Here is a 22,722-nt window from a genome sequence, read left to right on the forward strand (position 1 = left end):
GTCCAGATGCAGCCTTTGGTTATCAGCCCAACGCTTTAAGCTGTGATCAATGCGCCGTTTTTTGTATGGTGTGCGCACTCTCATCACGGCGCATCGCGGGCGGCACAATGCATTACCAAAACATCCTGTTTGACCTTGACGGCACGCTCACTGATCCGCGTGAGGGTATTACCCGTTCGGTGCAATATGCCCTGAACAAGCTGGGGATTGATGAGCCTGAGCTGCAAGCACTTGAGCACTTTATTGGCCCGCCGCTGCTGCAATGCTTTATGAGTACCTATGCGTTTGATCAGGCCACAGCCTGGCAAGCGGTGAATTTCTACCGTGAGCGCTTTGCCGATGTCGGTTTGTACGAGAACCAGATGTTTGCGGGTGTTCCCCAGTTGCTAAGCTTGCTCAATAGCCAGCAGCGCAGCTTGTATGTGGCCACAAGCAAGCCGCGGGTCTTTGCCACAAAGATCGCCGAGCACTTTGGATTTGCTGAGCATTTCAAGGTGATATACGGCAGTGAGTTGGATGGGACCCGGACCAATAAGGTCGAGTTGATCGCCCACTTGCTTGAGCAGGAAGGATTGGCGCCAGACAGCTGTTTGATGATTGGCGACCGTAAGCACGACCTGATTGGCGCGCGCAGCAATGGCGTGGACGCCGCTGCGGTCGGCTATGGATTTGGTAGCTTCGCCGAATTGAGTGATGAACAGCCGCGCTATCACTTTCAGACGTTTGACCAATTGCAGCAGGCCTTTGCCCGTTAATCGAACAGGACTCGCTTCAGGCTGAGTGCCTGGGCTTAGCCGTCGTTGCGCTGATAAATAATCTTCTTGGTGCCACCATCGCAGCTGCCGACTACCATGTTCTCGTCTTCAACCTCTGAGTTGGGGACCACTTCCAAGGTATAGCTCTGCACGCCCGAGGCCTGAATCTTTACCTCAATCTCTTGCTTGAGCTCGTCGCAAGGCTTCACCGCTGCTTGTGCCCCTGCGCTACCCAGCAAGCCAGCGCTGAGAGTAATGAGGGCAACCAATGTGTGGGGTTTGATCCTGATTAACATGACGCACCGCCTTGGGAGCATTCGTTTTCGATAGGAGTAATTTAGACGCAGACAAGTGCAACTAGTTCGCCTGCTGTGCTGTTAATTTGCCACTAACCGCTGTTCGAGCGCTGCTTTACGCCGATCTGCTGGCAATGCGCCGAGTCGCGCAACCTTTTGGTAGAACCTTGGCCAGTCGCCATCAACTTCGGCAAACAGCTTGGCGAAGGCAGGCACCCATTGATCATAAAGGCCGAAGGGCAGCAACTTGGCGTTGTTCATCGGCGAATTGATCCAACCATCATAACGACCGGTGCCGCCCCAACTTTGCTGGCGCAGCTCATGGTAGTCATCACGCAAGCGTTGAAATTCGGCCTGTTTACCTTGGCGTAACTGCTCGGGTGATTTGCCGCTGGCATATAGCGTCTCAAGGCGCGCCCGGGTTGCCAGTACCAGTTGGGTGAATTGCTCGCGTTGGCGGTCAGCTGTTGGGTCCGCGGCGGGCAGGCCGCGCTCGGCTCGCCACTGGCGCAGGCCTTGTTGCTCAACAAAAGTGGCAAAGGATTCATTGAATTCAGTGTCGCCCGCGACATAAAACTGCTGATGGGCTAACTCATGGAAAATAACCGAGACCAGGCGCTCATCACTCCAGCGGAGCATAGTGTTGAGCAGCGGATCATCAAACCAGCCCAGGGTTGAATAGGCCTCGACGCCGCCCATATACACGTCCAAACCCTGTTGGCCGAGCAGCGCTGCGGCTCCTCGCGCCCGTCCTTGCTGGTAATAACCGCGATACGCCACGCAACCGGCAATTGGGAAGCAGTGTAATTGCGGCTTTAGCGAGAACTCCTCTGTAGCAAACACATTCCACACCACAAATGGCCGCTGAACATCCGCGTAGACCCGGTAGCTCTGGTTATCCGGCAAGGCTAATGCTTGGCTGGCAAAGCTGCGCGCCTGTTGCGACAGGGCCAGCCGCTCGCGCAATTGCGCGTCAGTGCTTGGATCACTGATCAGCTGTGAAATCGCTTGGCGGCGCTGCAATACATCGAGCTGTCCATCCAGCAGCTGACTGTAGTAATCAACACTGGAGCAACCGCTCAGCAGGGCAATGAGCAGCAACGGAACCCAAGTCAGTTGGATGCGGTCGAGTAGAGAGCGATAGATAGGCGGCATGGCGGGACACTACTGCATCCGCTGGGTCGTCCGCCAGCCCCTTTTTAGAGGCATTCCAGCAGCGTTGAATAATTAAAATCGGAGCCCTTGCATGCGCGCTTTTTTGGCTGTCACCAGTTTGGCTTTACTCAGTGGTTGTTCGTTGCTTATGCCAAGTCACGACCCGAGCGAGGCTTGGGTCGATTTACAAGCCGACGAAGAGACGCAGTTGGTTGCCAGTAAAGTCGACAATAAAGGTCTGGAAGACGATCGTTTCTTTCAAGTCAGCCCTGGCGCCCACGAACTGCATGCGCGAGTGCGTTTCAATGTAGCGGCGACGAATATGGGGGGTGATGAGCCACCGTTGGCGCGCAGCTGCGAGATGACGGTCAAATACAATGACTTTGTCGCGGGTCAGACCTATCGCTTGGAGGCGGGCTCCGTGGGCTTTCGGCCTTGGGCCAAACTCTTTGATACAAATGATCAACTGTTAGGCACCGCCCGCGAAGGCAGTTGTGGGCAAATATAGGCCAAACAGCGCTATGCTCAGAACCTTAGTCACGCATTGATGAGGTCCTTGTCATGCAGCGAATAACACTCACCGCCTGCACGCTTGCACTCACTGCCTGCGCATCCGAGTTGCCGCAGCCCTCGCCTGACCAGGCTTGGGTCGAGCTCTATGCCAGCGCAGGATACATGCTCATGGCCGATAAGCTGGATGACAAGCGCCTGAATGACGGACGCTACTTCCAGGTACCGCCGGGTGCCCATGAGTTGCAGGCGCGCTTTATGTTTGACGTGCCAAGTGGCGGAAGCTCGGGTATGGCTGAGCCCGTCCAGGTGACCTGCGAGCTGCGGTATCGGTACGATAACTTTGAAGCGGGCAAGCGCTACCAAATGCAGGCTCGCCCGTTGATGCGTGAAGCGCAGGGCTGGCTGTATGACGAGCAGCGCAATCTCGTCGCCAAGGCAGACGTCATGCGCTGCGGTACCTTCTAGCCAGCATCCAGCTATTGCTGGAGTCGCTGAACAGGGCGCGCAGGAGTGTCCGGCGGGCCTTGTAAGCGATTACTCAGCTGTCGAGCGTTGCTTCAAGAGTGATTGTTGCGTTCAGCACTTTCGAAACCGGGCAACCGGTTTTGGCGTTCTGTACCGCTTTTTCGAAGGCGGCGCGGTCAGCGCCCGGAATTTTTGCGTGCAAGGTCAGGTGGACAGCGGTGATCGAGAAGCCGTCGCCGTCTTTATCCAGTGTCACTTCCGCCTTGGTGTCGATGCTGTCGGCGGTCATTCCTGCCTCTCCGAGTTGCAGCGATAGCGCCATCGAGAAGCATCCAGCGTGGGCGGCGCCAATCAGTTCCTCAGGGTTGGTTCCCGGTTCGTTTTCAAAACGCGTATTAAAGCCATAAGGTGATTTTGACAATGCGCCGCTCTCGGTAGAGATGGTGCCTTTGCCCTGTTTGATACTGCCCTGCCAATGGGCCGATGCGGTCTTCTTCATCAAACGTCTCCTGCTTATTGGGATACCTAGTTGAGAGTGCCGCCGCGCCAACAAGTTCGTTCTGTTGACGCCGGCGAGGCTTGAACTGGCTCAGGGTTTTAGCGCAGGCCTGCGAGAATCTCGAAGGAGCGCTTGCGGTCGGTGAAGTCGTAGAGGTCGCTGGTAAAAATCAATTCATCGGCGCCCGTTTGCTCAAGCAATACTTCAAGCTTGGCGCGGACCTTTTCCGGGCCGCCAACCATGGCCAAACCAAAGAATTCGCCCACTGCGTTGCGCTCATGAGGCAGCCACAAACCGTCCATGCTTTCTACCGGCGCGCGTTGGACCAGGCTCTGGCCGCGAATCAGCGAGAGAATCCGCTGGTAGGCCGACGTCACTAAGTACTCGGCTTCCTCATCGCTGGGGGCGGCTACCAGGGGCACGCCGAGCATCACATAAGGCTTGTCGAGGACATCAGAAGGCTTGAAGTGGTCACGGTAGATGCGAATGGCCTCATGCATCATGCGTGGCGCAAAATGCGAGGCGAAGGCATAAGGCAGGCCTTTCTGGCCGGCCAACTGGGCGCTGAACAGGCTTGAGCCAAGCAGCCAAATGGGCACATTTGTATTGCTGCCGGGCATGGCTACAACGCGTTGGTCTGGCGTGCGAGGACCGAGATAGCGCTGTAACTCTTCCACATCGCGGGGGAAATCGTCAGCACTGCCGCTGCGGTCGCGCCGCAGTGCATGTGCGGTGTATTGATCCGCACCCGGGGCGCGGCCCAACCCCAGATCAATGCGGTCCGGGTAAAGCGTGGCCAAGGTGCCGAACTGTTCAGCGATCACTAGTGGGGCGTGGTTGGGCAACATCACCCCGCCAGAACCCAAGCGTATGCTTTGGGTGTTGGCCGCCAAGTAACCGAGCAAGACCGACGTTGCCGAACTGGCGATGCCATCCATATTGTGGTGTTCGGCCACCCAAAATCTGTTAAAGCCAAGCTGCTCGGCATATTTCGCCAAAGCCAGCGAGTTGCTCAAGGCTTGCTTGGCGTTGCCGTCATCGCGGATGGGGGCTAGGTCGAGGATAGAAATTTTAGTGTTTGCTAAAGCGCTCATCTGCTCTGCCTATTCAATGACTCAAATGTGCGGCACAGCGAGTGCGCCAATACTTGAGTTTAATAGTGGGGATTAAATTATCGATTCCAAGCCCTGTGCTCGAATTGGCAGTCATCCCCTGCATGGATACAGACTAAAAACTAACGGCTAAGCCCAGTGACAGGCCGGATACGTCATCGCCGACCATTTGTCGCAGCACCAAGCGGGTGCGAGTGATAAACACGTCATAAGCGCTGGAGTCGAATTCGATACCCAGGCCAAATGTGGATAATCGGTCAAAACCCAAAGCTCCACGTTGTTCACCGAGGTACTCGGAGTGTGAAAACTCCAGTACATAGCGTAGCGGCCGCTGCATCACGACCCAACCTGTTGGCGCACGCCAGCGGGACCATAGGTTGGCGGTTTGAGCGGTCACTTCGCCGTCAATGGCTTCATCGCCGCCGATTTGCTGTAAATTCATGTAGCTGTACCGCAGTTCGATATCGGCTTCGTAGTCGGGCCGCACGCGTTCCCAATCGAGCATCAGTGCGCCGCCCAGGCCCAAGGCGCTCATCTGCCCATCGTCGAGAAATTTGATCTGTTTGTTGGTTTTACGGTTAATAAAAATCCGCGCCGCATTCAGGTCGCTGGTCATGTAACCCAGTCCAACACTGGCGATGGGCCGAAAAACGACTTCATCGCTTACTGGGAAATCCCAACCGACACCGCCGGTGGCAGACACTGAGTTCCACTTGACTGGAATAGCCCGCTGCTGCGCGCCATCAGTGGCAACAAAGCGTGGGTCGTAACGGCTGTAGGCGGCTGCACCTTCAAGGTAAAGCGGAAATGACTTGCTCATCGTCGCACCACCACCCAGTTGGGTCATCTTGATGCTTGGGTTTCCACCGTTGCCATCCTTGATTTGCAGTGAGCTTGAAGCCAGATCGGGAGTCATTGAGTACGACATCAATGACAGCACGCCATTTACCCGATCTTCGACATCGCCAGCGTCGAGCATCAATTCAGCATGTACAGAAGGCGCGGCAATAAGTGCAAGAAAGGTGAACCGGGAAGCAAGTTTGGCCATGGTCAGCAGTCAGTAATCAATTCGCCTGAATTCTAGACGCTAAACCCAGCATGCAGAAATTAATTACGCCGCCGTCCGGTTGCGCAGGGGCGAGCTAGACGTGATTTGGCAGGTTTTGAATTGTGCAGGCGAGTTCACGCTACTCGCCTGCTCGGGGCAGATGCGTTAGCTGCTGCTTAGGCGGAAGCCAACTTTAAGGGTGACTTGATAATGACAAACCTTGCCGTCCTCAATATGACCCCGCGTTTCGATCACCTCAAACCAATCGAGGTTGCGAATCGATTTGGCGCATTCGGCAATCGCATTGTTGATGGCGTCGTCGATGCTGGTTTTTGATGAGCCAACAACTTCAACTTTCTTGTAGATATGTTCTGACATGGTGTGCTCCTCAGTGAGTTCAGTCGTTTGATACGGGCGGTAATGGCGAGCGGATCAGGCTTAAACTTAATTAGCTGCTCTTCAATACAGATGCCCCTATCGGTGCAATGTTCACTTTAAAGCCTAGGCAAGAACTCAGCGGTCAGCCTGATAATTCGCGCTCCAGCCACTGCGCCAAGCGTTCTGCGCGTTTGTCGAGCTGCCGCTTTGGCACCCATAACGCTAAGCGGGCCGAGGTTTCAACAAAACCCCAAGGCGCCAGGAGTCGGCCGCCAACCAGATCATCAGCCACTAATTGCTGCGGGGCGATGGCCACGCCAAGACCGGCTGCTGCGGCTTCGAGCAAATAGTACAGGTGCTCAAAACCCTGACCCAGACGCAACCTCTCCGGGGCGATGGCGTTACTCTGCGCCCAGCTGGGCCAGGCTTGCGGGCGCGAAGTGGTGTGCAGTAGCGGCTCATTGAGCAAGGCTTCGGCAGAGCCCTGCATCAGCGCATTAAAATGGCTATAGCGCGGGCTCACGACTGGGCCGATACACTCCGCGGCGAGCTCAAATACGCGCATATCTGCCGGCCAGGGCGGTTCGGCAAACCAGAGTGTGGCGTCTACCCCGGCCCCGCGCGGGTCAAGGTCACCTTCGCTGGCCGACAGCTGCAAGCGTAAGTCGGGTAGCTCGCGATTAAGCCGGTCAAGCCGAGGAATAAACCAGCGGGCCAGCAGGCTGCCGGGGCAGGCCAGCACAAAGGGCGCCTCAGCCTTGCCTTGCTTGAGCTCGGCGCAGGTTTGCCGCAATCGTTCGAAAGCCTCTGAACTGGTGTCGCGCAGTCGGGCTCCTGCATCTGTGAGTTTAAGGCCGCGACCGTCTTTGCTGAATAAGGCGATGCCAAGATGTTCTTCCAGCGCTTTAATCTGCCGGCTAACTGCGCCATGGGTAACATTCAGCTCTTCAGCGGCGGCGCTTACACTGTTTAAACGCGCAGCTGCTTCGAATGCACGCAAGGCGTTTAACGGCGGAAGGTCGTGGTTCATCTGTGAGTTTTCCTAACAGGTTGCAGCAATCTTATCGCTTTTTTCCTGAGTCACACAGCCTTATCCTTTGTCCATTGTCTGAGCGGGTTCAGCCTGTGCTCATGACCCAGCCGTATTAGAGAAGATTGAGGAGAACACCATGACTTCATTTCGTAATGGTCCTGACGCCAACGGCCTGTTTGGCGCGTTCGGCGGTCAGTACGTCGCAGAAACCCTGATGCCGTTGATTCACGATCTGGCTGACGAATACGAAAAAGCCAAGCAAGACCCTGAATTTCTCAAAGAGCTGGCTTACTTTCAGCGCGACTACGTCGGCCGTCCGAGCCCACTGTATTTTGCTGAGCGACTGACTGAGCATTGCGGCGGCGCCAAGATCTACTTCAAACGTGAAGAACTCAACCACACCGGCGCGCACAAAATTAACAACTGCATCGGCCAGATTCTGCTGGCGCGGCGCATGGGTAAAAAACGCATCATCGCTGAAACCGGCGCGGGTATGCACGGCGTTGCCACTGCAACTGTCGCAGCCCGTTTCGGTCTCGAATGCGTGATTTTCATGGGTACCACTGACATTGATCGTCAGGAGGCCAACGTCTTCCGCATGCGGTTACTCGGCGCCAAGGTGATTCCGGTTGTTGCCGGCACTGGCACGCTGAAAGATGCGATGAACGAAGCCCTGCGCGACTGGGTGACCAACGTCGATAGCACCTTCTACCTGATCGGCACCGTTGCCGGCCCGCACCCATACCCAGAGATGGTGCGTGATTTCCAGGCGGTGATCGGCAAAGAAACTCGCGAGCAGATGCAGGCTCAAGAAGGCCGTCTGCCAGACAGTCTGGTGGCCTGTATCGGCGGCGGTTCTAACGCCATGGGCTTGTTCCACCCGTTTCTCGATGACAAGTCGGTTGAAATCATCGGTGTTGAAGCGGCCGGTCACGGTATTGAAACCGGCAAGCATGCGGCCAGCCTGAATGGCGGGGTACCGGGCGTGCTGCACGGTAACCGCACCTACTTGCTGCAAGATGACGATGGTCAGATCATTGATGCGCACTCTATCTCCGCCGGTCTCGATTACCCAGGTATCGGCCCAGAGCACGCATGGTTGCATGAGATTGGCCGCGTGCAATACACCTCGGTTACCGACAACGAAGCGCTTGATGCCTTCCATAAATGCTGTCGCCTGGAGGGCATTATTCCTGCGCTGGAAAGCGCCCACGCACTGGCCGAAGTATTCAAGCGCGCGCCGAGTCTGCCAAGCGATCACTTGATGGTCATTAACCTCTCCGGTCGCGGCGACAAAGACATGCAAACCGTTATGCATCACATGGCTGATGCCGTAAACCAGCAGGAGAACAACTGATGAGCCGCCTGCAAGCTCGCTTTGCCGAACTCAAGCAACAAAACCGCGCTGCGCTGGTGACCTTCGTCACAGCGGGTGATCCGGGTTATGACGCCTCATTGGCGATCCTCAAAGGCTTGCCGAAAGCCGGTGCGGATGTCATCGAATTAGGCATGCCATTTACCGATCCTATGGCTGATGGCCCAGCAATTCAGTTGGCTAACATTCGCGCCTTGGCCGCCAAGCAGGATTTGGCCAAGACCCTGAAGATGGTCCGTGAATTCCGCGAGGACGATCAAGCCACGCCGCTGGTGCTGATGGGCTACTTCAACCCGATTCACAAATACGGGGTTGAGCGCTTTATCGGCGAAGCGAAAGAGTCCGGTGTTGATGGTTTGATCGTAGTTGACCTGCCGCCAGAACATAACGTTGACCTCTGCGACCCCGCGCAAGCAGCGGGCCTCGACTTTATTCGCCTGACCACGCCCACCACTGACGACAAGCGTCTACCGAAAGTGCTTAACGGCAGCTCTGGCTTCGTTTACTACGTATCGGTGGCCGGTGTGACCGGTGCTGGTGCGGCCACACTTGAGCACGTCGAGCAGGCGGTTGCGCGTCTGCGTCGCCATACCGATCTGCCAATCAGTATCGGCTTTGGTATTCGCACCCCGGAACACGCTGCAACCATCGCTCGCCTGGCGGATGGCGTTGTGGTGGGCTCGGCGCTGATCGATCAGATCGAAAAAGCCGACACCCGCGATGCTGCTGTTAAAGGCGTGCTTGATCTGTGCAGCCAACTGGCCGAAGGGGTTCGCAGCGCGCGTAAATAACACCGCTGCTGATCCGCTCTAAAAAGCCGCTAACAGGTGTCTGCTAGCGGCTTTTTGCTGCGCACCGATTGCTGGATAACCAAGGTGTTGCGGTGTGAGTCAGGGTGGGCAACCACCGCGTTGGCGCAGCTTACGGCCGGTTACGCTTTTCCATCTGCCTCGCTGTGTCTGCGTCCGGTGAAAGAATGCTGCCGTGGGCCTGTTGTCAGCATGCTGAACTGGTAATCTAAACCGATTGCCCTGATGTGATGTGACCCATGCTGACTCTGTATCACGCGCCAGACTTAGAAACCCTTGGCGAGCTAGCAACTACGCTGCTCGCCCAGCCGTTGCGTGATCCCTTTGCGGCGGTAAAAGTGGTGGTGCCGAGTCAGGGCATGGGTCGCTGGCTCACCCTTGAGCTTGCCCGTAAGCAAGGCATCGCCATGCAGTTGGATGTGCAACTGCCGGCCAAGTTTGTCTGGGATCTATCGAGGCTGGTGCTGGGCCAGCTACCCGAGCAATCGGCGTTCTCTCCGACTACGTTGAGTTGGCGCTTGTATGACTGGCTTTGCGAAGCTGAACACCTCGCGCAGACCCCTCGCCTGGCCCATTACCTTCAAGGCGGTGATGAGCGTCGGCGACTGTCCCTGGCGGCGAAAATTGCCGACGTCTTTGACCAATATTTGCTGTATCGCGATGACTGGCTCGCCGCATGGGAGCGTAATGAGCTGCTTGATCTGGGGCCGGACGAAGCCTGGCAAGCCTTGTTGTGGCGTGAGCTGACCAAAGATGGCCACCCACACCGTGCGCGCTTGCTCGATGATTTACTCGGTCGCTTATACGCGGGCGACTCCATAGACAATCTGCCTGAGCGGTTGCTGGTGTTTGGCATCAGCAGCTTGCCGCCGCACCACATGCGGGTGCTCGATGGCTTGGCCAAACACACAGAAGTGATCATCTTCGCCCTCAATCCCTGCCGCGAGGCCTGGGGTGAAATTCGTGACATTCGTGAGCTGGCGCGCCAGCCGGAATTGAGCCCGGACGATTGGTATCTGGATGTCGGCCATCCATTGTTGGCGAGCTTGGGTAAGCAGGGGCGCGACTTCTTCGACAGCTTGTTCTCGCTGGCCAGCAGCGAAGGCAGCCAGGAAATCGGCCTGTATTCTGAAGACGATGCGCTGCATGACGACAGCCTGCTGCATGCTTTGCAGAACGATATTTTGCGCCTGCACACTCGCACGCCAGAGCAACGCCTGCTGCTGCGTGAGGACGACCGCTCGCTGGAAGTGCACATCGCGCATTCGCCGCTGCGCGAAGTTGAAATCCTTCACGATCAACTACTCGCACGTTTTAAAGCAGATCCTGCGCTGACGCCCGATCAAGTGGTGGTCTTGACCCCGGATATCGAGCGCTATGCACCCTACATTGAAGCGGTGTTCGCCCCGCGAGAAGGCGTGCCGCGTATCCCGTTCAGTCTTGCCGATCGCAGCATGCGCGCCGAAATACCGCTGATTGAGGCGTTTATCAGCTTGCTCGGTTTGCCCGACAGCCGCTTTGCTGCCGAAGAAGTGCTGACCTGGCTTGAGCAGCCAGCTATTGCCAGAAAGGCCGGTATCGAAGCCGAAGACTTGCCGCTGATTCGCGACTGGCTGCACGACGCCGGCGTGCGTTGGGGGCGCGACAGCAACCATCGCCAGCAATTAGGTTTGCCGGCCGACGCGGCGTTCACCTGGCGCCAAGGGCTTGATCGCTTGCTGCTGGGTTTTGCCGCGCCGCCGCAACTTGCCGGTTTGGCGGCGCCGTTGCTGGGTGAAAGCTGGCCGCTGGATGCCCTTGAAGGCGCGCGCGCACAACTGCTCGGGCGCTTGGCCGGGTTTGTAGAGCGCCTGGCCGGGCTTGCACAAAATATGCAGCGCCCGCGCTCACTGAGTGAGTGGGCGCAGACCTTACTTGAGCTGATCGACAACCTGTTTGATGAGCGCGAGGCGGGCGATACTTTATTGCTGTTATCCAAGGCCTGTGCGGCATTAGATGAGCAAGCATTGGCCGCTGGAATTGAGCGGCCACTGGAGCTGGCCCTGATTCGTCAGCAACTCAGCGCTGCACTGGAGCAAGGCAGCGGCGCTTCTGGTTTCTTAACCGGTGCGGTGACCTTCTGCACCATGGTGCCGATGCGCAGCTTGCCATTTAGCCAGGTGTGTTTGCTCGGTCTGGATGACGGTGCATTACCGCGGCGAACGCCAGCGGCGGGCTTTGATCTGATCGGTCAGAAGCCGCGTCGCGGTGACCGTGCGCGACGTCTGGATGATCGTTATTTGCTGCTCGAAACCCTGCTCAGTGCGCGCAGCGGTTTATACCTGAGTTATGTGGGACGTGACCCGCGCAGCAATGCCGAGTTGCCACCTTCGGTATTGATCAGCGAGCTGCTTGAGGTGGTTGATCTGACAGCGGTCTGTGCCGGGGCGGAACATGCTTATGCGCAAACCGCGAGCAAGCACATCGTCCTCCATCACCCGCTGCAGCCATTTTCCCCAGCTAACTTTCTGGGTCAACGCCATGCCGGTTTTGCGGCGCCCTGGTTTCGCGCCGCGCAGCGTCTGGCAGAACCGGTCGGCGCACTTGCCCAGCCATTTGTGCAGCGCTTACCTGAGCCGGATGAAGAGTGGCTGACGCTTGAACCAAGCCAGTTGATCCATTGTTTCAAACACCCGGCGCGTTATCTACTTGAGCAACGCTTGGGCCTGCGTTTGGCGCAAACTGAGGACGCGCTGGCGGGCGACGAACCCTTTAGTGTGGAGTGGACATCGACCCACGGTTTACGTCAGTTGGCTTTGCAGGCGATTGAGCGCAACTGGAGCGAAACTGAAGAGCGTGCGGTCGCGGCGGCTTCGGGTTGGCTGCCGGTTGGCGAGTTGGGGCAGGCTTATTGGGGACAGATCCGCGGGCCGATTCGCGCCTTCGCTCCGACCCTGTTTGCAGAGCGTCCGGCCGATGCGCCACAACCGGTGCTGGTCGATATCAAACTCGCTGGTGTGCGCATTCACGGTTGGCTGGAAGGCGTCACCCAAAGCGGGTTGTTTGATTACCGCCTGCGCGATTTAGGCGCTTGGGAGCTGGCACCGTTCTGGTTACGACATTTGTTGCTCAATTGCAGCGATAACCCGACGGTCTGCCGTGAAAGCCGATTGTTATCACCGAAAAGCGAGTGGCGTCTGGGTGCCTTGAGCAATGCCCGTGAATTACTGGAGCCTTGGCTGCTCGCTTATCGCTCGGCGCTGTGTGAGCCGTTACCGGTATTGGCCAAATGCAGCTATGGTTTCGTCAAAAAATGGCGCAAGCCGGGGCGCAAAGAGCCGATTGATGCCGCACGCAGTGAGGCGCGCATCCTCTGGCAGGGCAATGATTTTATGACCGGAGAAAGTCAGGACCCATGGAATGCCTTGGCCTTTCGTGATCGCGAACCACTCGATGAGCGTTTCGAGGCGTTGGCTGAACAGTTGTATGGCCCCGCACTGGATGCCCTGCAAGGTGATGAGGACGAGCAATGAGTGGCGCAAAGTTGGACTTGCTGCATGACAGCTTTAGCGGTCGCTCGCTGATCGAGGCCAGTGCTGGCACCGGTAAAACCTTTACCTTGACCTTGCTCTACGCGCGCTTGCTGCTGGAAAAGCAGCTTTCGGTGGCACAGATTCTGGTGGTGACTTACACCACGGCCGCTACTGCTGAGTTGCGCGAGCGGGTGCGCAAGCGATTGGCCGAGTTGCTGGTGGTTTATGAGCAAGGCCATGGCGACGATGTCTTGCTCAATGCGTTATACGACCAATACCCAGATCCAGCCAGTCACCGGCGCTTGTTGCTCGCGGTGCATGGCTTTGATCAGGCCGCGATCTTTACCATTCACGGTTTCTGTCAGCGCGCGCTGCAAGATGCTGCATTTGAAGCCGGTGGTGATTTTGACAACGAACTGACCCAGGATGATCGCGAACTGCTGGACGCATTGATCGCCGATCTCTGGCGCGTCGAATTGGCCAGCGCCGAGCCTGAATGGGCGGCGTTTTTGGTCCAGCAAAAAATCACTCCGCAGGTGCTGCGGCAACGGTTGCGCAGCCACCTGGGCAAGCCCTATTTGCGTGTTGAGCCAACACCAGGCGCACCCGCCGAATTGGCGGAAGTGCGCAATGCCTGGCATCACGCCAAGGACTTCTGGTTGCGTCAAGGTGCAGGCTGGATCGAGCAGCTCAAAGCCTTTGCTGGCTTCAATAAACGCAGCTTCAGTGCCGAGAAATTCAGTTTATGGCAGATTGAACTGGACGGCTATTTCAGTGATGTCGCCGGGCTGTTTGGCAAGGTCGACGGCCTGCGTAAACTCTCGCGTGAAGCGCTAATTAAGGGCACTAACAAAGGCTTTGATGCACCGCTGGAAGCAGTTGCCGATGCATTGCAGGGGTTGTGTGACGCATTGGATGCTGCCCAGCCTGAGGCCGAGCAACGCTTGATCGACCTGCAGGTGCGGATGATCGCTCAGCTTAATGAGCAATTGCCGGCGCGCAAGGCGGCGCAGCGCATGCTGGCGTTCGATGACCTGCTCAACCAACTGCAGCAAGCGTTATATGGCGAGGGCGGAGAGCATCTGGCGACGACCCTGCGCGAGCAATATCCGCTGGCCCTGATTGACGAGTTTCAGGACACCGATCCGATTCAGTATCAGATCTTCCGGCGTATTTACAGCGACAGCGGTCTTGAGCCTGCGCCAGTTGTGGACGAGCCGGCCATTGCGGCGGATTTATGTTTTGTCGGCGATCCTAAACAGGCGATCTACGCCTTTCGCGGTGCGGACTTGGCCACCTATTTCACCGCGCGCAGCGAGGCAGCTCGGCAATACAGCTTGGCCACCAATCACCGCTCAACGCCCCAGCTGATCAGCGCACTGAATCAGGTATTTGCCCGACCAATGCCATTTGCTGTGGAGGGCCTGGATTACCCGGCAGTGGGTGCCAGTGATAAGGCGCGGGCTAAACTGGTGCTGCCAACGCTGGAGGATCAAAGCGACGCCTCGCTGGCGCTGGTCTGGTTGGACGATGACTATTTGACCAAGGGCGAGGCGGGCAATCTGGTCGCTATTGATACCGCCCGGCGTATCGCCAGTCTGCTGGCGGCAAGCGCCAAGGGCCAAGCCTATTTCGATGACAACGGTGTGCATACACCGCTTAAGGGCGGCGATATTGCGGTGTTGGTGGCCAGCCATCGGCAAGCCGCTGAAGTGGCTGCGCAGCTTGCGGCGCGAGGCGTTCCCAGTGTGCGTCGGGGTAAAGAAAGTGTTTGGCACAGCGAAGAAGCCGAAGCCTTGGCCGCGGTATTGGCGGCTTATGCGGAGCCGGGTCGTGAGGGGGCATTGCGTTATGCCTTGGCCACCCGCTTGTTGGGCCGCAGCGCTGCCGATTTGGCGGCGTGTCAGGATGATGCTCGGGCGTGGGATCAGGAGCGTGAAGCGGCCGAGCGCTATCACCAATTGTGGCAACAACAAGGGTTTATGCGCGCCTTCCGCGCTTGGCTGGATGAACAAGCTGTTGCCCAGCGTTTGCTTGCAGTGGTTGACGGCGAACGGCGTTTGACCAACCTGCTGCATCTGGCCGAGTTGCTGCAAAGCGAAAGTTTGCAACGTCCGGGGATGGAGCAGTTGCTGGCATGGTTCAACGCCCAGCGCACCGTGGATAACCATGGCGAAGAGGCGTTACTGCGCCTGGAAAGCGATGCCGAGCGGGTGCAGATCGTCACCATTCACACCTCCAAAGGGCTGGAATACCCCCTGGTGTTTTGCCCTTACCTGTGGGATGGCGCGCTGCTGCGCAAGAGCGAAGATATCACCTGCCATGCCGATGACGGTACGCCCCTGCTCGACCTGGGTGGCGAGCAGCTGGAGCAACACCGCCAACGTGCGCGGCAGGAGCGTTTTGCCGAGCGATTGCGCCTTTCATATGTAGCAATGACCCGCGCGGCTGTGCGGCTTTGGTTGCACTGGGGCGCGGTCGATTGCAAGCCGAAAAAAGATGGCACTATGAGCGATGAAGGCCTGCAAAGCAGTGCCTTGGCGTGGCTGCTGCATGGGCGCGACTTACCGGGCAATGACCCGCTGGCTGAGCTTGCGGGTCATCTGCAAACCCTCTCTGCGCGGGGTTTGCGTGCAGAGCTTGAAGTGCTTGCCGAGCACAGCCAAGGCCACATAGGCCTGACCTCGTTACTCGAAGCAGAAGCCAGTGCCGCTGGTGAGCATCGTGCTCCGGCGCCTGAGCAATTGACCCACTTGCAACGCAGTCTGCACAGCAGTTGGCGGATTGGCAGCTTCTCCGGTTTATCGGCCGGGATGCACATGGAAGCACCCGACCGCGATGGCTTGGTGATACCCGATGCAAGCGAGCCGGGCACGGGGTTTTATGGCTTTCCCCGTGGCGCAAGGGCGGGCACTTGTTTGCACGCAATTCTTGAAGATTGGGCGCTGAACAAAGCCCCGCTTTCCGAGTTGGTCGAACCGGCACTCAGCGGTCATGGTATTTCCAGCGATTGGAGCGAGGTTGCGCTCAATCATCTGCAACAAGTACTTGATACTGATCTGGACGGCAGCGGCCTGACATTGACCACGCTTGCAGGTGCTCGGCGCTTGCCTGAACTGGGCTTTACCTTCCCGGTGTCGCGCTTGGATGTGCAGCGTTTGCGGGCCATTCTGACTGATCCTGCCTATGGTCTGACCGAGCCCATGCGCGAAGCGGCAGCGCGCCTTGAGTTCGACAGCCTGCAGGGCTTTTTGAAAGGCTTTATCGACCTGACATTTGAATATCAGGGGCGTTGGTATATCGCTGACTACAAATCCAACTGGCTCGGACCCGACGCCAGTTTTTACGGTGGCGAGCGGCTGGTGCAGGCCTTGGCCCGGGAGCATTATTACCTGCAGTACCTTATTTACTTGGTCGCCCTGCGGCGTTTTCTGCGTCAACGTTTGAGCGACTTTGATAATGGCCAGATTGGCGGCGCTTATTACTTGTTTCTGCGCGGCATGCCCAGCGCCGGCGTGTATTTCTCGCGGCCCAGCGATGAGCTGCTGGATGCGCTTGATGTGCTGTTTAGCGCCGAGGTGCCAGCATGATTGATCTAGCGCAACTGTCGCTCGGCGCGCTGGAGCGTGCCTTGGTGCAGAGCCTGCAACGCTTGCAGCCGGATGCAAACCCCTGGGTGTTGGCATCCGCAGCATTGACCTGTGCAGCGTTAGAGAAGGGCGATGTATGCCTGGATTTATCGCGTATGGCGGGGCAGCGACCTTGGCCAGAAACCATCCACCAATTGCCCGCGTTAGCCGAGTGGATCAGCCTGCTGCAGGCTTCGCCACTGGTTGGCGAGCCCGGTGACTTCACACCGTTGATAATCGATGGTCTGCGGTTGTATCTGGCCCGTTATCAAGCGTATGAACAGCAATTGGCAGAGCAGTTACTGGTGCGTTCAGCGGCACTGCCCGAGGTGAATGAAAACGTGCTTGGGCAGACGCTTAAGCGCTTGTTTGCCTTTAACACCCAGCAACCTGACTGGCAGTGTCTTGCCGCCGCGCAAGCGGTGCGGCGTAACGTGGCAGTCATTTCTGGCGGCCCCGGCACGGGTAAAACGACCACTGTGGTGCGGTTACTCGCGGCATTACTTGAACAACCCGGTGGCGAGCAACTGGCCATTGGTTTAGGCGCGCCAACAGGTAAGGCAGCGGCGCGGATGGCCGAAGCCATTCGCAACGCAAAAGCCACATTGCCGGTCAGCGATGCCGTCAAGCAGATGCTCCCCGAGGAGGCGCGCACCCTGCACCGCATGCTTGGCAGCCGAGGCGATAGCCCACAGGTTCGCCACACGGCGGCCAATCCGCTGCCGCTGGATGTGTTGGTGGTCGACGAAGCTTCAATGGTCGATCTGGCATTGATGGCCAAACTGGTCGATGCCTTACCACTCAAAGCGCGGCTGATATTGCTCGGTGATAAAGATCAACTGGCCGCTGTTGAGGCGGGCGCAGTGTTTGCCGAGCTCTGTGAAGGTCGCGGATTTGACGCTCAAGCTGCTGCGGACTTGCAGCGCATCACTGGACAGCATGTCGAGGTGCAAGCGCCTCGCTCAACGCTCGGTGACGCCGTGGTGCTGTTGACCCACAGCCATCGCTTTGCCGGTGACAGCGGGATCGGTGAACTCGCCCGGCGCATTAACTCCGGTGACGTGCCCGGCACCCTGAGCCTGCTAAGAGAATCGCGAGCCGATCTTGCCTGGCAAGCACAGCCGAATCCGACTGATCTGCTGGAGCGTTTGAGCCAAGGCTACGCTGGATATTTTCAGGCGGTAAAAAACGCTGATCCAGCCGCTGTATTCAGTGCTTTCAATGATTTTCGCGTACTTACCGCCCAGCGCGAAGGCCCATGGGGCGTTGCGGGTATCAATGAAGCCTTGGAGGCGCGCATCAGGCGCCGCCAGCAAGTCGCCACTCGCGAACGCTGGTATGCCGGGCGTGCGGTGATGGTGCGGCAAAACGACTATGCGCTGGGTTTGTTCAACGGTGACATTGGTATCTGCTTACCAACAGAGCATGGCTTGCGGGTGTTCTTCGAAGGGGAACAGGGCTTCAGGCCATTTTCCCCGGCGCGCCTGCCGAGTCACGACAGTGCATTTGCCATGACCGTGCACAAAAGCCAGGGCTCGGAATTCAGCGAGGTGTTGTTGGCCCTGCCTGAGCAGCCGAGCCCGCTGTTGACCCGCAGCCTGTTCTACACCGGTATCACCCGGGCCAAACACAAGGTCGAGATTTGGGGGCTGCCCCAGCGTCTGGCCGAAGCCGTTGCAACCCGTGCCGAACGCGCGGCAGGATTAGCGGAGCGACTGGCAAATGTGCCAGCCGAAAAGGCTACGCAGGTTCCAAGCCTCGAGGGGACAAAGCCTGCCAGCCAGGGTCAGCTGGATTTATTTTGACCCTCAGGTCAGCAGCGTCAAAATAATCGGCAGGCTGGCAGCGGCGAGCAAGGTTTGCAGCGTGATGGCGCCAGCCATCAGTTGACTGTCACCGCCCAAATGGCGGGTCAGCACATAGGCGGTTGGCGCGGTTGGCAGGGCAAAGAACAACACCAGTACCGTGGTTTCCATCGCTGGCAAACTCAGTACCTGTGCAATCACCCACGCCAACATTGGCATGCCGATTAAGCGCGCCAGGCTGCTCCACCCCAATGCGGGAATTTCGTTGCCCAGCTCTTCAGGCTTCAACGCCGCGCCGACGCAGAGCAGGCCCAATGGCAGGCTGGCGGCGGCGAGCATGCTGAGCAATCGATCGGTTCCACCGGGCAAGCCGATGCCGCTGAGGTTGATAAGCGCGCCACCGAGGCAGGCGAGAATCAGCGGGTTCTTGAAGATTGGCAACAACAGGCTGCGGGCGCTAATCCCGCGTTCAGCGGTTAAAGACCACACCGACAGCACGTTAACCGTCGGCACCATTAATGCCAGCATCAGCGCAGCCAGCGTCAGCCCCGGTTGGCCAAACAGGCTGCCGACAGCGGCAAGGCCGAGGTAGGTGTTGAAGCGTAAGGTGCCCTGGGTGAACACACCAAAGCGGGCAGCGGGCCAGCCCCTTATGCGGCGCATCAGCAGCAAAGCCAGCCAACCGATGCCAAGCCCGAGCATTACAGCCAGTGCAAGATGCTTGAGTGCCGGATTGTCCAGCGGTGCTCGGGCTAGACTGCTAAACAGCAGCGCAGGGAATAGCACGAAATAGTTTAGGCGCTCGGCACCTGGCCAGAAGGCTTCATTGGGGAAATTCCAGCGCCGCAGGTAGAAGCCGGCAACAATCAGGGCAAATAGCGGCCACAGGGCCAGTAGAAGCTCAAGCACGCTAACCTCCTGCAATAGATAGGCGGCTATCTTGCGCAGTGGATAGCGAGAGTGCAAGGCTGACGTCACCTACAAGCTAGGCACGGTTCAATCTGAAGGAGAGATGATGAGTGATCTACACAGTGGCGGTTGTCAGTGCGGCGCTATGCGCTACCAGTTTGATGCAGCCTTGCATGACATTGCGCATTGTCACTGTTCGATTTGCAGGCGCACGAGCGGTGGGATCGTCACCACTTGGATTACCGTGCCACGGGCGCGTTTTAGCTGGCTTCAAGGTGTGGCTAAGCAGTACGCATCATCGGCCAGCTGCACACGTTATTTTTGCCCAGAGTGCGGCGCGCAGCTGGCGCTGTTTACATCCCTCAGCCCAGAGACCCTGGACGTTACCGTGGCTACATTGGACAACCCAGAGCGTGCCCCTGCAGATCGACATATCTGGGTGCAAAGCCGCTTGCCATGGCTGACGCTTGATCCCGAATTGCCTGACGAGCAACAAGAGTTTATCCCTTAGGGCAGCATCAATCCGCCGCTGGCCTTATGCATCTCACGTAAGTGGCTGCCGAGCTGCTTAAGATTGTCTTCAATGGTCTCCAGTTCTGCCAGGCGCTCAGGGTCAAGCAAACTGCGCACTTCATTATCCAGTGAGCCGCGCAGTTTCAGCAGATACTGTTGACGGGTGCTGCTCTCGGTTTCCAGGCGCTGCCATTCGGCTTCCTGGGGCAACCCATAACCGCCTTCGAGCATCTCGGCTGGCCTGCTTAAAAAACCGCTATTGGCGAGGATTTGCTCTAGGGCATTACCGGCTTTATCGAGGCCGTGGTCGGGTACTTCACGTCCGCTGAGGTAGCGCTGCTTGAGTTCCTCTTGAGCGACCAGTATTTGTTTGCGCTGCGCAGCTTTCTCTAACAGCATCATCGCTGCGGTGGTGCGAATGTCAGCTTGGGCGAACCACCCCTGGCGTTCTTTGGCGGGTAGAGAAAGCCAGTCTTCAACGGATTCCTGTTTGATTGGCAAGTGGCTGCGCAACACATCAAACATGGCTTGGTAACGGTCGCGGTACGAGTCAAACAAATACCCCAAGCGCATCGCTTCTTTGCGATCTTTGAGCATGCTTGAGTCCGCCAGTCCGCGCCCCTCAAGTACTTCAAGCAAACCGTTAGGCATGATGTTGTCGAGGGTTTGAAGTTTTGGGCTATTGGTGCCCGCGCGCAGTAGTTTTAAATTCTCGACGGCGCAGTTGTTCGACAGGAAGTAGTAGTTACCGTCGTAGCTCCAGTGCTGCTCGATCGAGCGGGTGACGAAGTCGTTGATCTGCTGGCGATCAAGATTCATGGGCACTGAAATCAAGCTGCGCAGCTCTGTTTTGGTGTACTCGTCGACCACCTGCGCCAGCGGTAGAACAAACAGCCGTGATGGGTAGGCGCCAATCATCGCGCCCCAACTGGAGAGCTGTACATCGCCGATAAATGCGCGGTACGACAGCACCAGGCTTTGATCCAGGTCGAGCCGGCATGCCGGGCCACGCGGCCGACCTGGCGCACAGATGACCAGGCGTATCATGCTGTGACCCCAGCGGCTGGCGAGCTGATCATTGGCCTCGGCGAGGAGGTAATCAACCTCATACACACGCTCGGGATCAATCTTGCCCAGCGGCTCCTTGGCAAAATCATTGCCCGCATTAAGGTAGGCAAGCGTGGTGTCGCAGCTGTTTTGGTGGGGCGGCGTCCATGCGAATTGTTGGCGATAATAGGCGGCTAATGTCGGCCGGCGACAGGCAAAGCTTGGGTCAAGCAGGAAGTACTCCATGTTGACCGCCACAAACTCGCGCGGGTTTTCCAGTTCATACAAGTCCGGGCTGCGGGCAACCTGATGATTTTCTTGTTCGCGCTCGCCACGGCGACCCACGTATTGTGGCCAGCCGGCAATATCCAGTAGGCGCGGATCATCGCTGAAGGTGAAGCGTCGTGCCGTTTCGCCGCGACAGTTATCCGGCAAGCCAACCAGACCGCTGCTGCTGGCGCGGTTTTGACAGCGGCTCAGGCGTATTCTTTCGGCGGCAGGCCAAACCCGGGCGCGGTCGTAGAGATGAGTCAGTTCGTGAATGACTGTCGCCAGCAGCTCTTTGCGTACCGTGCCGTGGGGGCGATTGGTCTGCTCGGTCTGAGCGCTGCCATCAACTAGTGCGGGTAGCAGGCGCTGGTTGAGCCAGATTTGCTCGGTCTTGACCGTGCGCCCATACACCTGATGCGGGAGCTTTTGCCAGCTGAACCTGACCTCACGATCAAGCCTTTGGCGAAAGCTCGGCGGCAACAATTCTAACGCTTCACTGAGCAGGTTTTGGCTGACGGCTTGCTCGGCAGTACTTAAATCGTCGCCAGCAACCTTGAGGCGTAGCGCCGCATAGCTACCAGTCGAGAACAGTAGCAAGCAAAGGATCAGGCAGGTACGCGCCAGACTCACAGAGCGAGAATGGCTTCAGCTAGCGTCAGGTCGGAGGCGTTTTCAGCTTCGGGTACACGGCTGCGAATAGTTGTGATGGCGGCTTCGAGGTTGGCGCCACGAATTTCGCCCTTGGTCGCAACAAAGCTGGCGGCGTCATCATGGGCCTCGCGGACAACTTTGGAGTCGCGAATCGAGGTGGTGGTGTCCGAGGTGAAATCCAAGGTGCGGTCGAGCGCGCGAACGATGATGTTACTGGTCGCAACCAGTGTTTGGGCCTGAGCGGTGCCAGCCAGGAGAGTGGCAGTAGCTACAGAGGCAAGCAAAATGCGACGCATAGAAATCTCCGAAATACAGTTGATAGCGTTTGGACGAGCAATGCCCGGCCCAGTTCCGCTACACAAGCAGCAGAGTGGTATGCAGATTTTGACTCACCGAGTAGGCAGATAGCCAGTGGTACATCTTTAAATGCATAACGCCACGAACAAGTCGTGGCGTTATGTGCAGCGCTGCAGCTTGGGTTACAGGCTGATAATTGCCTGAGCGAGCTGCATATCGTTGGCTTGCAAGCTCGGAACAGTGGTGCGGATGTGGTCGAGAGCAGCTTCCAAGTGGACGCCGCGAATGTCACCTTGGCTGGCTACAAAGCTGGCAGCATCGTCACGCGCCGCCAAGACTACTTTGTCGTCTTTGAAAGACGAGCTGACATCGGAGGTCGCATCAGTTGTCGCTGCAACAGCGCCAACAATGGCGTCGGTGGTGACAACAAAGCTCGTGGCCGAGGCATTTGCAGCCAGTGCCATAAGAGCAGCAAAGCTAAGTGTGCGTAATGGTTTCATCCTGAAAACTCCAAACTGTGGGTAGAGATACGGCGTTAGGCGCGTAGGGTAAGTATAAGCCTAGCCCGTTGATTGTGTAGCGCGGGTAAGGGTCGCTAATAAAATTTTATGCCATCAGGCGCCAGCGGAGCTGGCAGATTGATAGTAGCTC

At 57.6% G+C, this 22,722-nt stretch carries 20 protein-coding genes; 9 read left to right on the forward strand and 11 right to left on the reverse strand.

Features of this window, described 5'->3' with window-relative positions; translation table 11 throughout:
- Nucleotides 1-107: 107 nt before the first annotated feature.
- Nucleotides 108-755, forward strand: a complete 648-nt coding sequence (locus AACY09_RS15585) for an HAD family hydrolase (RefSeq protein ID WP_339489296.1) — start codon at nt 108-110, stop codon at nt 753-755.
- Between the two features lie 35 nt (nt 756-790).
- On the opposite strand, the gene AACY09_RS15590 is transcribed toward AACY09_RS15585, so the two are convergent.
- Nucleotides 791-1,051, reverse strand: coding sequence for a DUF1161 domain-containing protein (locus AACY09_RS15590; protein WP_339489297.1), 261 nt, complete (start codon nt 1,049-1,051; stop codon nt 791-793).
- An 81-nt stretch (nt 1,052-1,132) separates the two neighbouring features.
- A complete protein-coding gene (locus AACY09_RS15595; RefSeq protein ID WP_339489298.1) occupies nt 1,133-2,206 on the reverse strand; it encodes an aminopeptidase in 1,074 nt (357 codons plus the stop codon).
- 91 nt (nt 2,207-2,297) lie between these two features.
- Between AACY09_RS15595 and AACY09_RS15600 the strand changes: the two genes are divergently transcribed.
- Nucleotides 2,298-2,714: a PA0061/PA0062 family lipoprotein gene (locus AACY09_RS15600; protein WP_339489299.1), complete on the forward strand. Its 417-nt coding sequence runs from the start codon at nt 2,298-2,300 to the stop codon at nt 2,712-2,714.
- Between the two features lie 53 nt (nt 2,715-2,767).
- The gene (locus AACY09_RS15605) at nt 2,768-3,184 is read left to right on the forward strand and encodes a PA0061/PA0062 family lipoprotein (protein ID WP_339489300.1); all 417 of its coding nucleotides are present in this window, start codon (nt 2,768-2,770) and stop codon (nt 3,182-3,184) included.
- 73 nt (nt 3,185-3,257) lie between these two features.
- Here the strand turns inward: AACY09_RS15605 and AACY09_RS15610 are convergent, their stop codons facing one another.
- The 5 genes from AACY09_RS15610 to AACY09_RS15630 all read right to left on the reverse strand — a co-directional run bounded on the left by AACY09_RS15610 (nt 3,258) and on the right by AACY09_RS15630 (nt 7,251).
- Nucleotides 3,258-3,683 carry an OsmC family protein gene (locus AACY09_RS15610; RefSeq protein WP_339489301.1) on the reverse strand — a complete coding sequence of 142 codons (426 nt, stop codon included), beginning with the start codon at nt 3,681-3,683 and terminating at the stop codon, nt 3,258-3,260.
- Between the two features lie 98 nt (nt 3,684-3,781).
- Entirely contained in the window at nt 3,782-4,777 is a 996-nt protein-coding gene (locus AACY09_RS15615; protein WP_339489302.1) for an LLM class flavin-dependent oxidoreductase, read from the reverse strand.
- 133 nt (nt 4,778-4,910) lie between these two features.
- Complete coding sequence (locus tag AACY09_RS15620; protein WP_339489303.1) at nt 4,911-5,843, reverse strand: autotransporter domain-containing protein; 933 nt, start codon at nt 5,841-5,843, stop codon at nt 4,911-4,913.
- A gap of 165 nt (nt 5,844-6,008) precedes the next feature.
- Nucleotides 6,009-6,221: a dodecin gene (locus AACY09_RS15625; protein ID WP_339489304.1), complete on the reverse strand. Its 213-nt coding sequence runs from the start codon at nt 6,219-6,221 to the stop codon at nt 6,009-6,011.
- A 142-nt stretch (nt 6,222-6,363) separates the two neighbouring features.
- A complete protein-coding gene (locus AACY09_RS15630) occupies nt 6,364-7,251 on the reverse strand; it encodes a LysR family transcriptional regulator (protein ID WP_339489306.1) in 888 nt (295 codons plus the stop codon).
- A 139-nt stretch (nt 7,252-7,390) separates the two neighbouring features.
- Here AACY09_RS15630 and trpB point away from each other — a divergent pair, with 139 nt between their 5' ends.
- The 5 genes from trpB (at nt 7,391) to recD (ending at nt 18,384) form a co-directional block, all read left to right on the forward strand.
- Complete coding sequence (gene trpB, locus AACY09_RS15635; protein ID WP_339489309.1) at nt 7,391-8,611, forward strand: tryptophan synthase subunit beta; 1,221 nt, start codon at nt 7,391-7,393, stop codon at nt 8,609-8,611.
- Nucleotides 8,611-9,420, forward strand: coding sequence for a tryptophan synthase subunit alpha (gene trpA / locus AACY09_RS15640; protein ID WP_339489311.1), 810 nt, complete (start codon nt 8,611-8,613; stop codon nt 9,418-9,420). The genes trpB and trpA overlap by 1 nt, the downstream gene beginning before the upstream one ends.
- Before the next feature lie 257 nt (nt 9,421-9,677).
- On the forward strand, nt 9,678-12,950 hold the full coding sequence (gene recC, locus AACY09_RS15645) for an exodeoxyribonuclease V subunit gamma (RefSeq protein ID WP_339489313.1): 3,273 nt from the start codon (nt 9,678-9,680) through the stop codon (nt 12,948-12,950).
- Nucleotides 12,947-16,540 (forward strand): exodeoxyribonuclease V subunit beta, encoded by a 3,594-nt coding sequence (recB, locus tag AACY09_RS15650; protein ID WP_339489315.1) that lies wholly within the window; start codon nt 12,947-12,949, stop codon nt 16,538-16,540. Before recC ends, recB begins: the two co-directional genes overlap by 4 nt.
- Nucleotides 16,540-18,384: an exodeoxyribonuclease V subunit alpha gene (gene recD / locus AACY09_RS15655; protein WP_339489386.1), complete on the forward strand. Its 1,845-nt coding sequence runs from the start codon at nt 16,540-16,542 to the stop codon at nt 18,382-18,384. The genes recB and recD overlap by 1 nt, the downstream gene beginning before the upstream one ends.
- 3 nt (nt 18,385-18,387) lie before the next feature.
- Here the strand turns inward: recD and AACY09_RS15660 are convergent, their stop codons facing one another.
- Nucleotides 18,388-19,293, reverse strand: a complete 906-nt coding sequence (locus tag AACY09_RS15660; RefSeq protein ID WP_339489317.1) for an AEC family transporter — start codon at nt 19,291-19,293, stop codon at nt 18,388-18,390.
- A gap of 106 nt (nt 19,294-19,399) precedes the next feature.
- Here AACY09_RS15660 and AACY09_RS15665 point away from each other — a divergent pair, with 106 nt between their 5' ends.
- Complete coding sequence (locus AACY09_RS15665; protein WP_339489320.1) at nt 19,400-19,804, forward strand: GFA family protein; 405 nt, start codon at nt 19,400-19,402, stop codon at nt 19,802-19,804.
- Here AACY09_RS15665 and AACY09_RS15670 read toward each other — a convergent pair.
- From AACY09_RS15670 to AACY09_RS15680, 3 genes are all read right to left on the reverse strand, one after another.
- Nucleotides 19,801-21,753, reverse strand: coding sequence for a DUF7844 domain-containing protein (locus tag AACY09_RS15670; RefSeq protein WP_339489322.1), 1,953 nt, complete (start codon nt 21,751-21,753; stop codon nt 19,801-19,803). The genes AACY09_RS15665 and AACY09_RS15670 overlap by 4 nt on opposite strands.
- Entirely contained in the window at nt 21,750-22,070 is a 321-nt protein-coding gene (locus tag AACY09_RS15675) for a DUF2388 domain-containing protein (RefSeq protein ID WP_339489324.1), read from the reverse strand. The genes AACY09_RS15670 and AACY09_RS15675 overlap by 4 nt, the downstream gene beginning before the upstream one ends.
- A 183-nt stretch (nt 22,071-22,253) precedes the next feature.
- On the reverse strand, nt 22,254-22,571 hold the full coding sequence (locus tag AACY09_RS15680) for a DUF2388 domain-containing protein (protein WP_339489327.1): 318 nt from the start codon (nt 22,569-22,571) through the stop codon (nt 22,254-22,256).
- Nucleotides 22,572-22,722: the final 151 nt, after the last annotated feature.

The sequence above is a fragment of the Pseudomonas sp. EL_65y_Pfl2_R95 genome (assembly GCF_963971045.1).
GTDB lineage: Bacteria > Pseudomonadota > Gammaproteobacteria > Pseudomonadales > Pseudomonadaceae > Aquipseudomonas.

Excerpts from the sequence above, each read along its gene's own strand:
- AACY09_RS15605 (WP_339489300.1), top strand. The coding sequence starts at position 2,768 with ATGCAGCGAATAACACTCACCGCCTGCACGCTTGCACTCACTGCCTGC.
- AACY09_RS15615 (WP_339489302.1), bottom strand. The coding sequence starts at position 4,777 with ATGAGCGCTTTAGCAAACACTAAAATTTCTATCCTCGACCTAGCCCCC.
- AACY09_RS15585 (WP_339489296.1), top strand. The coding sequence starts at position 108 with ATGCATTACCAAAACATCCTGTTTGACCTTGACGGCACGCTCACTGAT.
- AACY09_RS15595 (WP_339489298.1), bottom strand. The coding sequence starts at position 2,206 with ATGCCGCCTATCTATCGCTCTCTACTCGACCGCATCCAACTGACTTGG.
- AACY09_RS15590 (WP_339489297.1), bottom strand. The coding sequence starts at position 1,051 with ATGTTAATCAGGATCAAACCCCACACATTGGTTGCCCTCATTACTCTC.
- AACY09_RS15630 (WP_339489306.1), bottom strand. The coding sequence starts at position 7,251 with ATGAACCACGACCTTCCGCCGTTAAACGCCTTGCGTGCATTCGAAGCA.
- recB (WP_339489315.1), top strand. The coding sequence starts at position 12,947 with ATGAGTGGCGCAAAGTTGGACTTGCTGCATGACAGCTTTAGCGGTCGC.
- AACY09_RS15675 (WP_339489324.1), bottom strand. The coding sequence starts at position 22,070 with ATGCGTCGCATTTTGCTTGCCTCTGTAGCTACTGCCACTCTCCTGGCT.
- recC (WP_339489313.1), top strand. The coding sequence starts at position 9,678 with ATGCTGACTCTGTATCACGCGCCAGACTTAGAAACCCTTGGCGAGCTA.
- AACY09_RS15600 (WP_339489299.1), top strand. The coding sequence starts at position 2,298 with ATGCGCGCTTTTTTGGCTGTCACCAGTTTGGCTTTACTCAGTGGTTGT.
- AACY09_RS15620 (WP_339489303.1), bottom strand. The coding sequence starts at position 5,843 with ATGGCCAAACTTGCTTCCCGGTTCACCTTTCTTGCACTTATTGCCGCG.
- AACY09_RS15625 (WP_339489304.1), bottom strand. The coding sequence starts at position 6,221 with ATGTCAGAACATATCTACAAGAAAGTTGAAGTTGTTGGCTCATCAAAA.
- AACY09_RS15665 (WP_339489320.1), top strand. The coding sequence starts at position 19,400 with ATGAGTGATCTACACAGTGGCGGTTGTCAGTGCGGCGCTATGCGCTAC.
- trpB (WP_339489309.1), top strand. The coding sequence starts at position 7,391 with ATGACTTCATTTCGTAATGGTCCTGACGCCAACGGCCTGTTTGGCGCG.
- trpA (WP_339489311.1), top strand. The coding sequence starts at position 8,611 with ATGAGCCGCCTGCAAGCTCGCTTTGCCGAACTCAAGCAACAAAACCGC.
- AACY09_RS15680 (WP_339489327.1), bottom strand. The coding sequence starts at position 22,571 with ATGAAACCATTACGCACACTTAGCTTTGCTGCTCTTATGGCACTGGCT.
- AACY09_RS15610 (WP_339489301.1), bottom strand. The coding sequence starts at position 3,683 with ATGAAGAAGACCGCATCGGCCCATTGGCAGGGCAGTATCAAACAGGGC.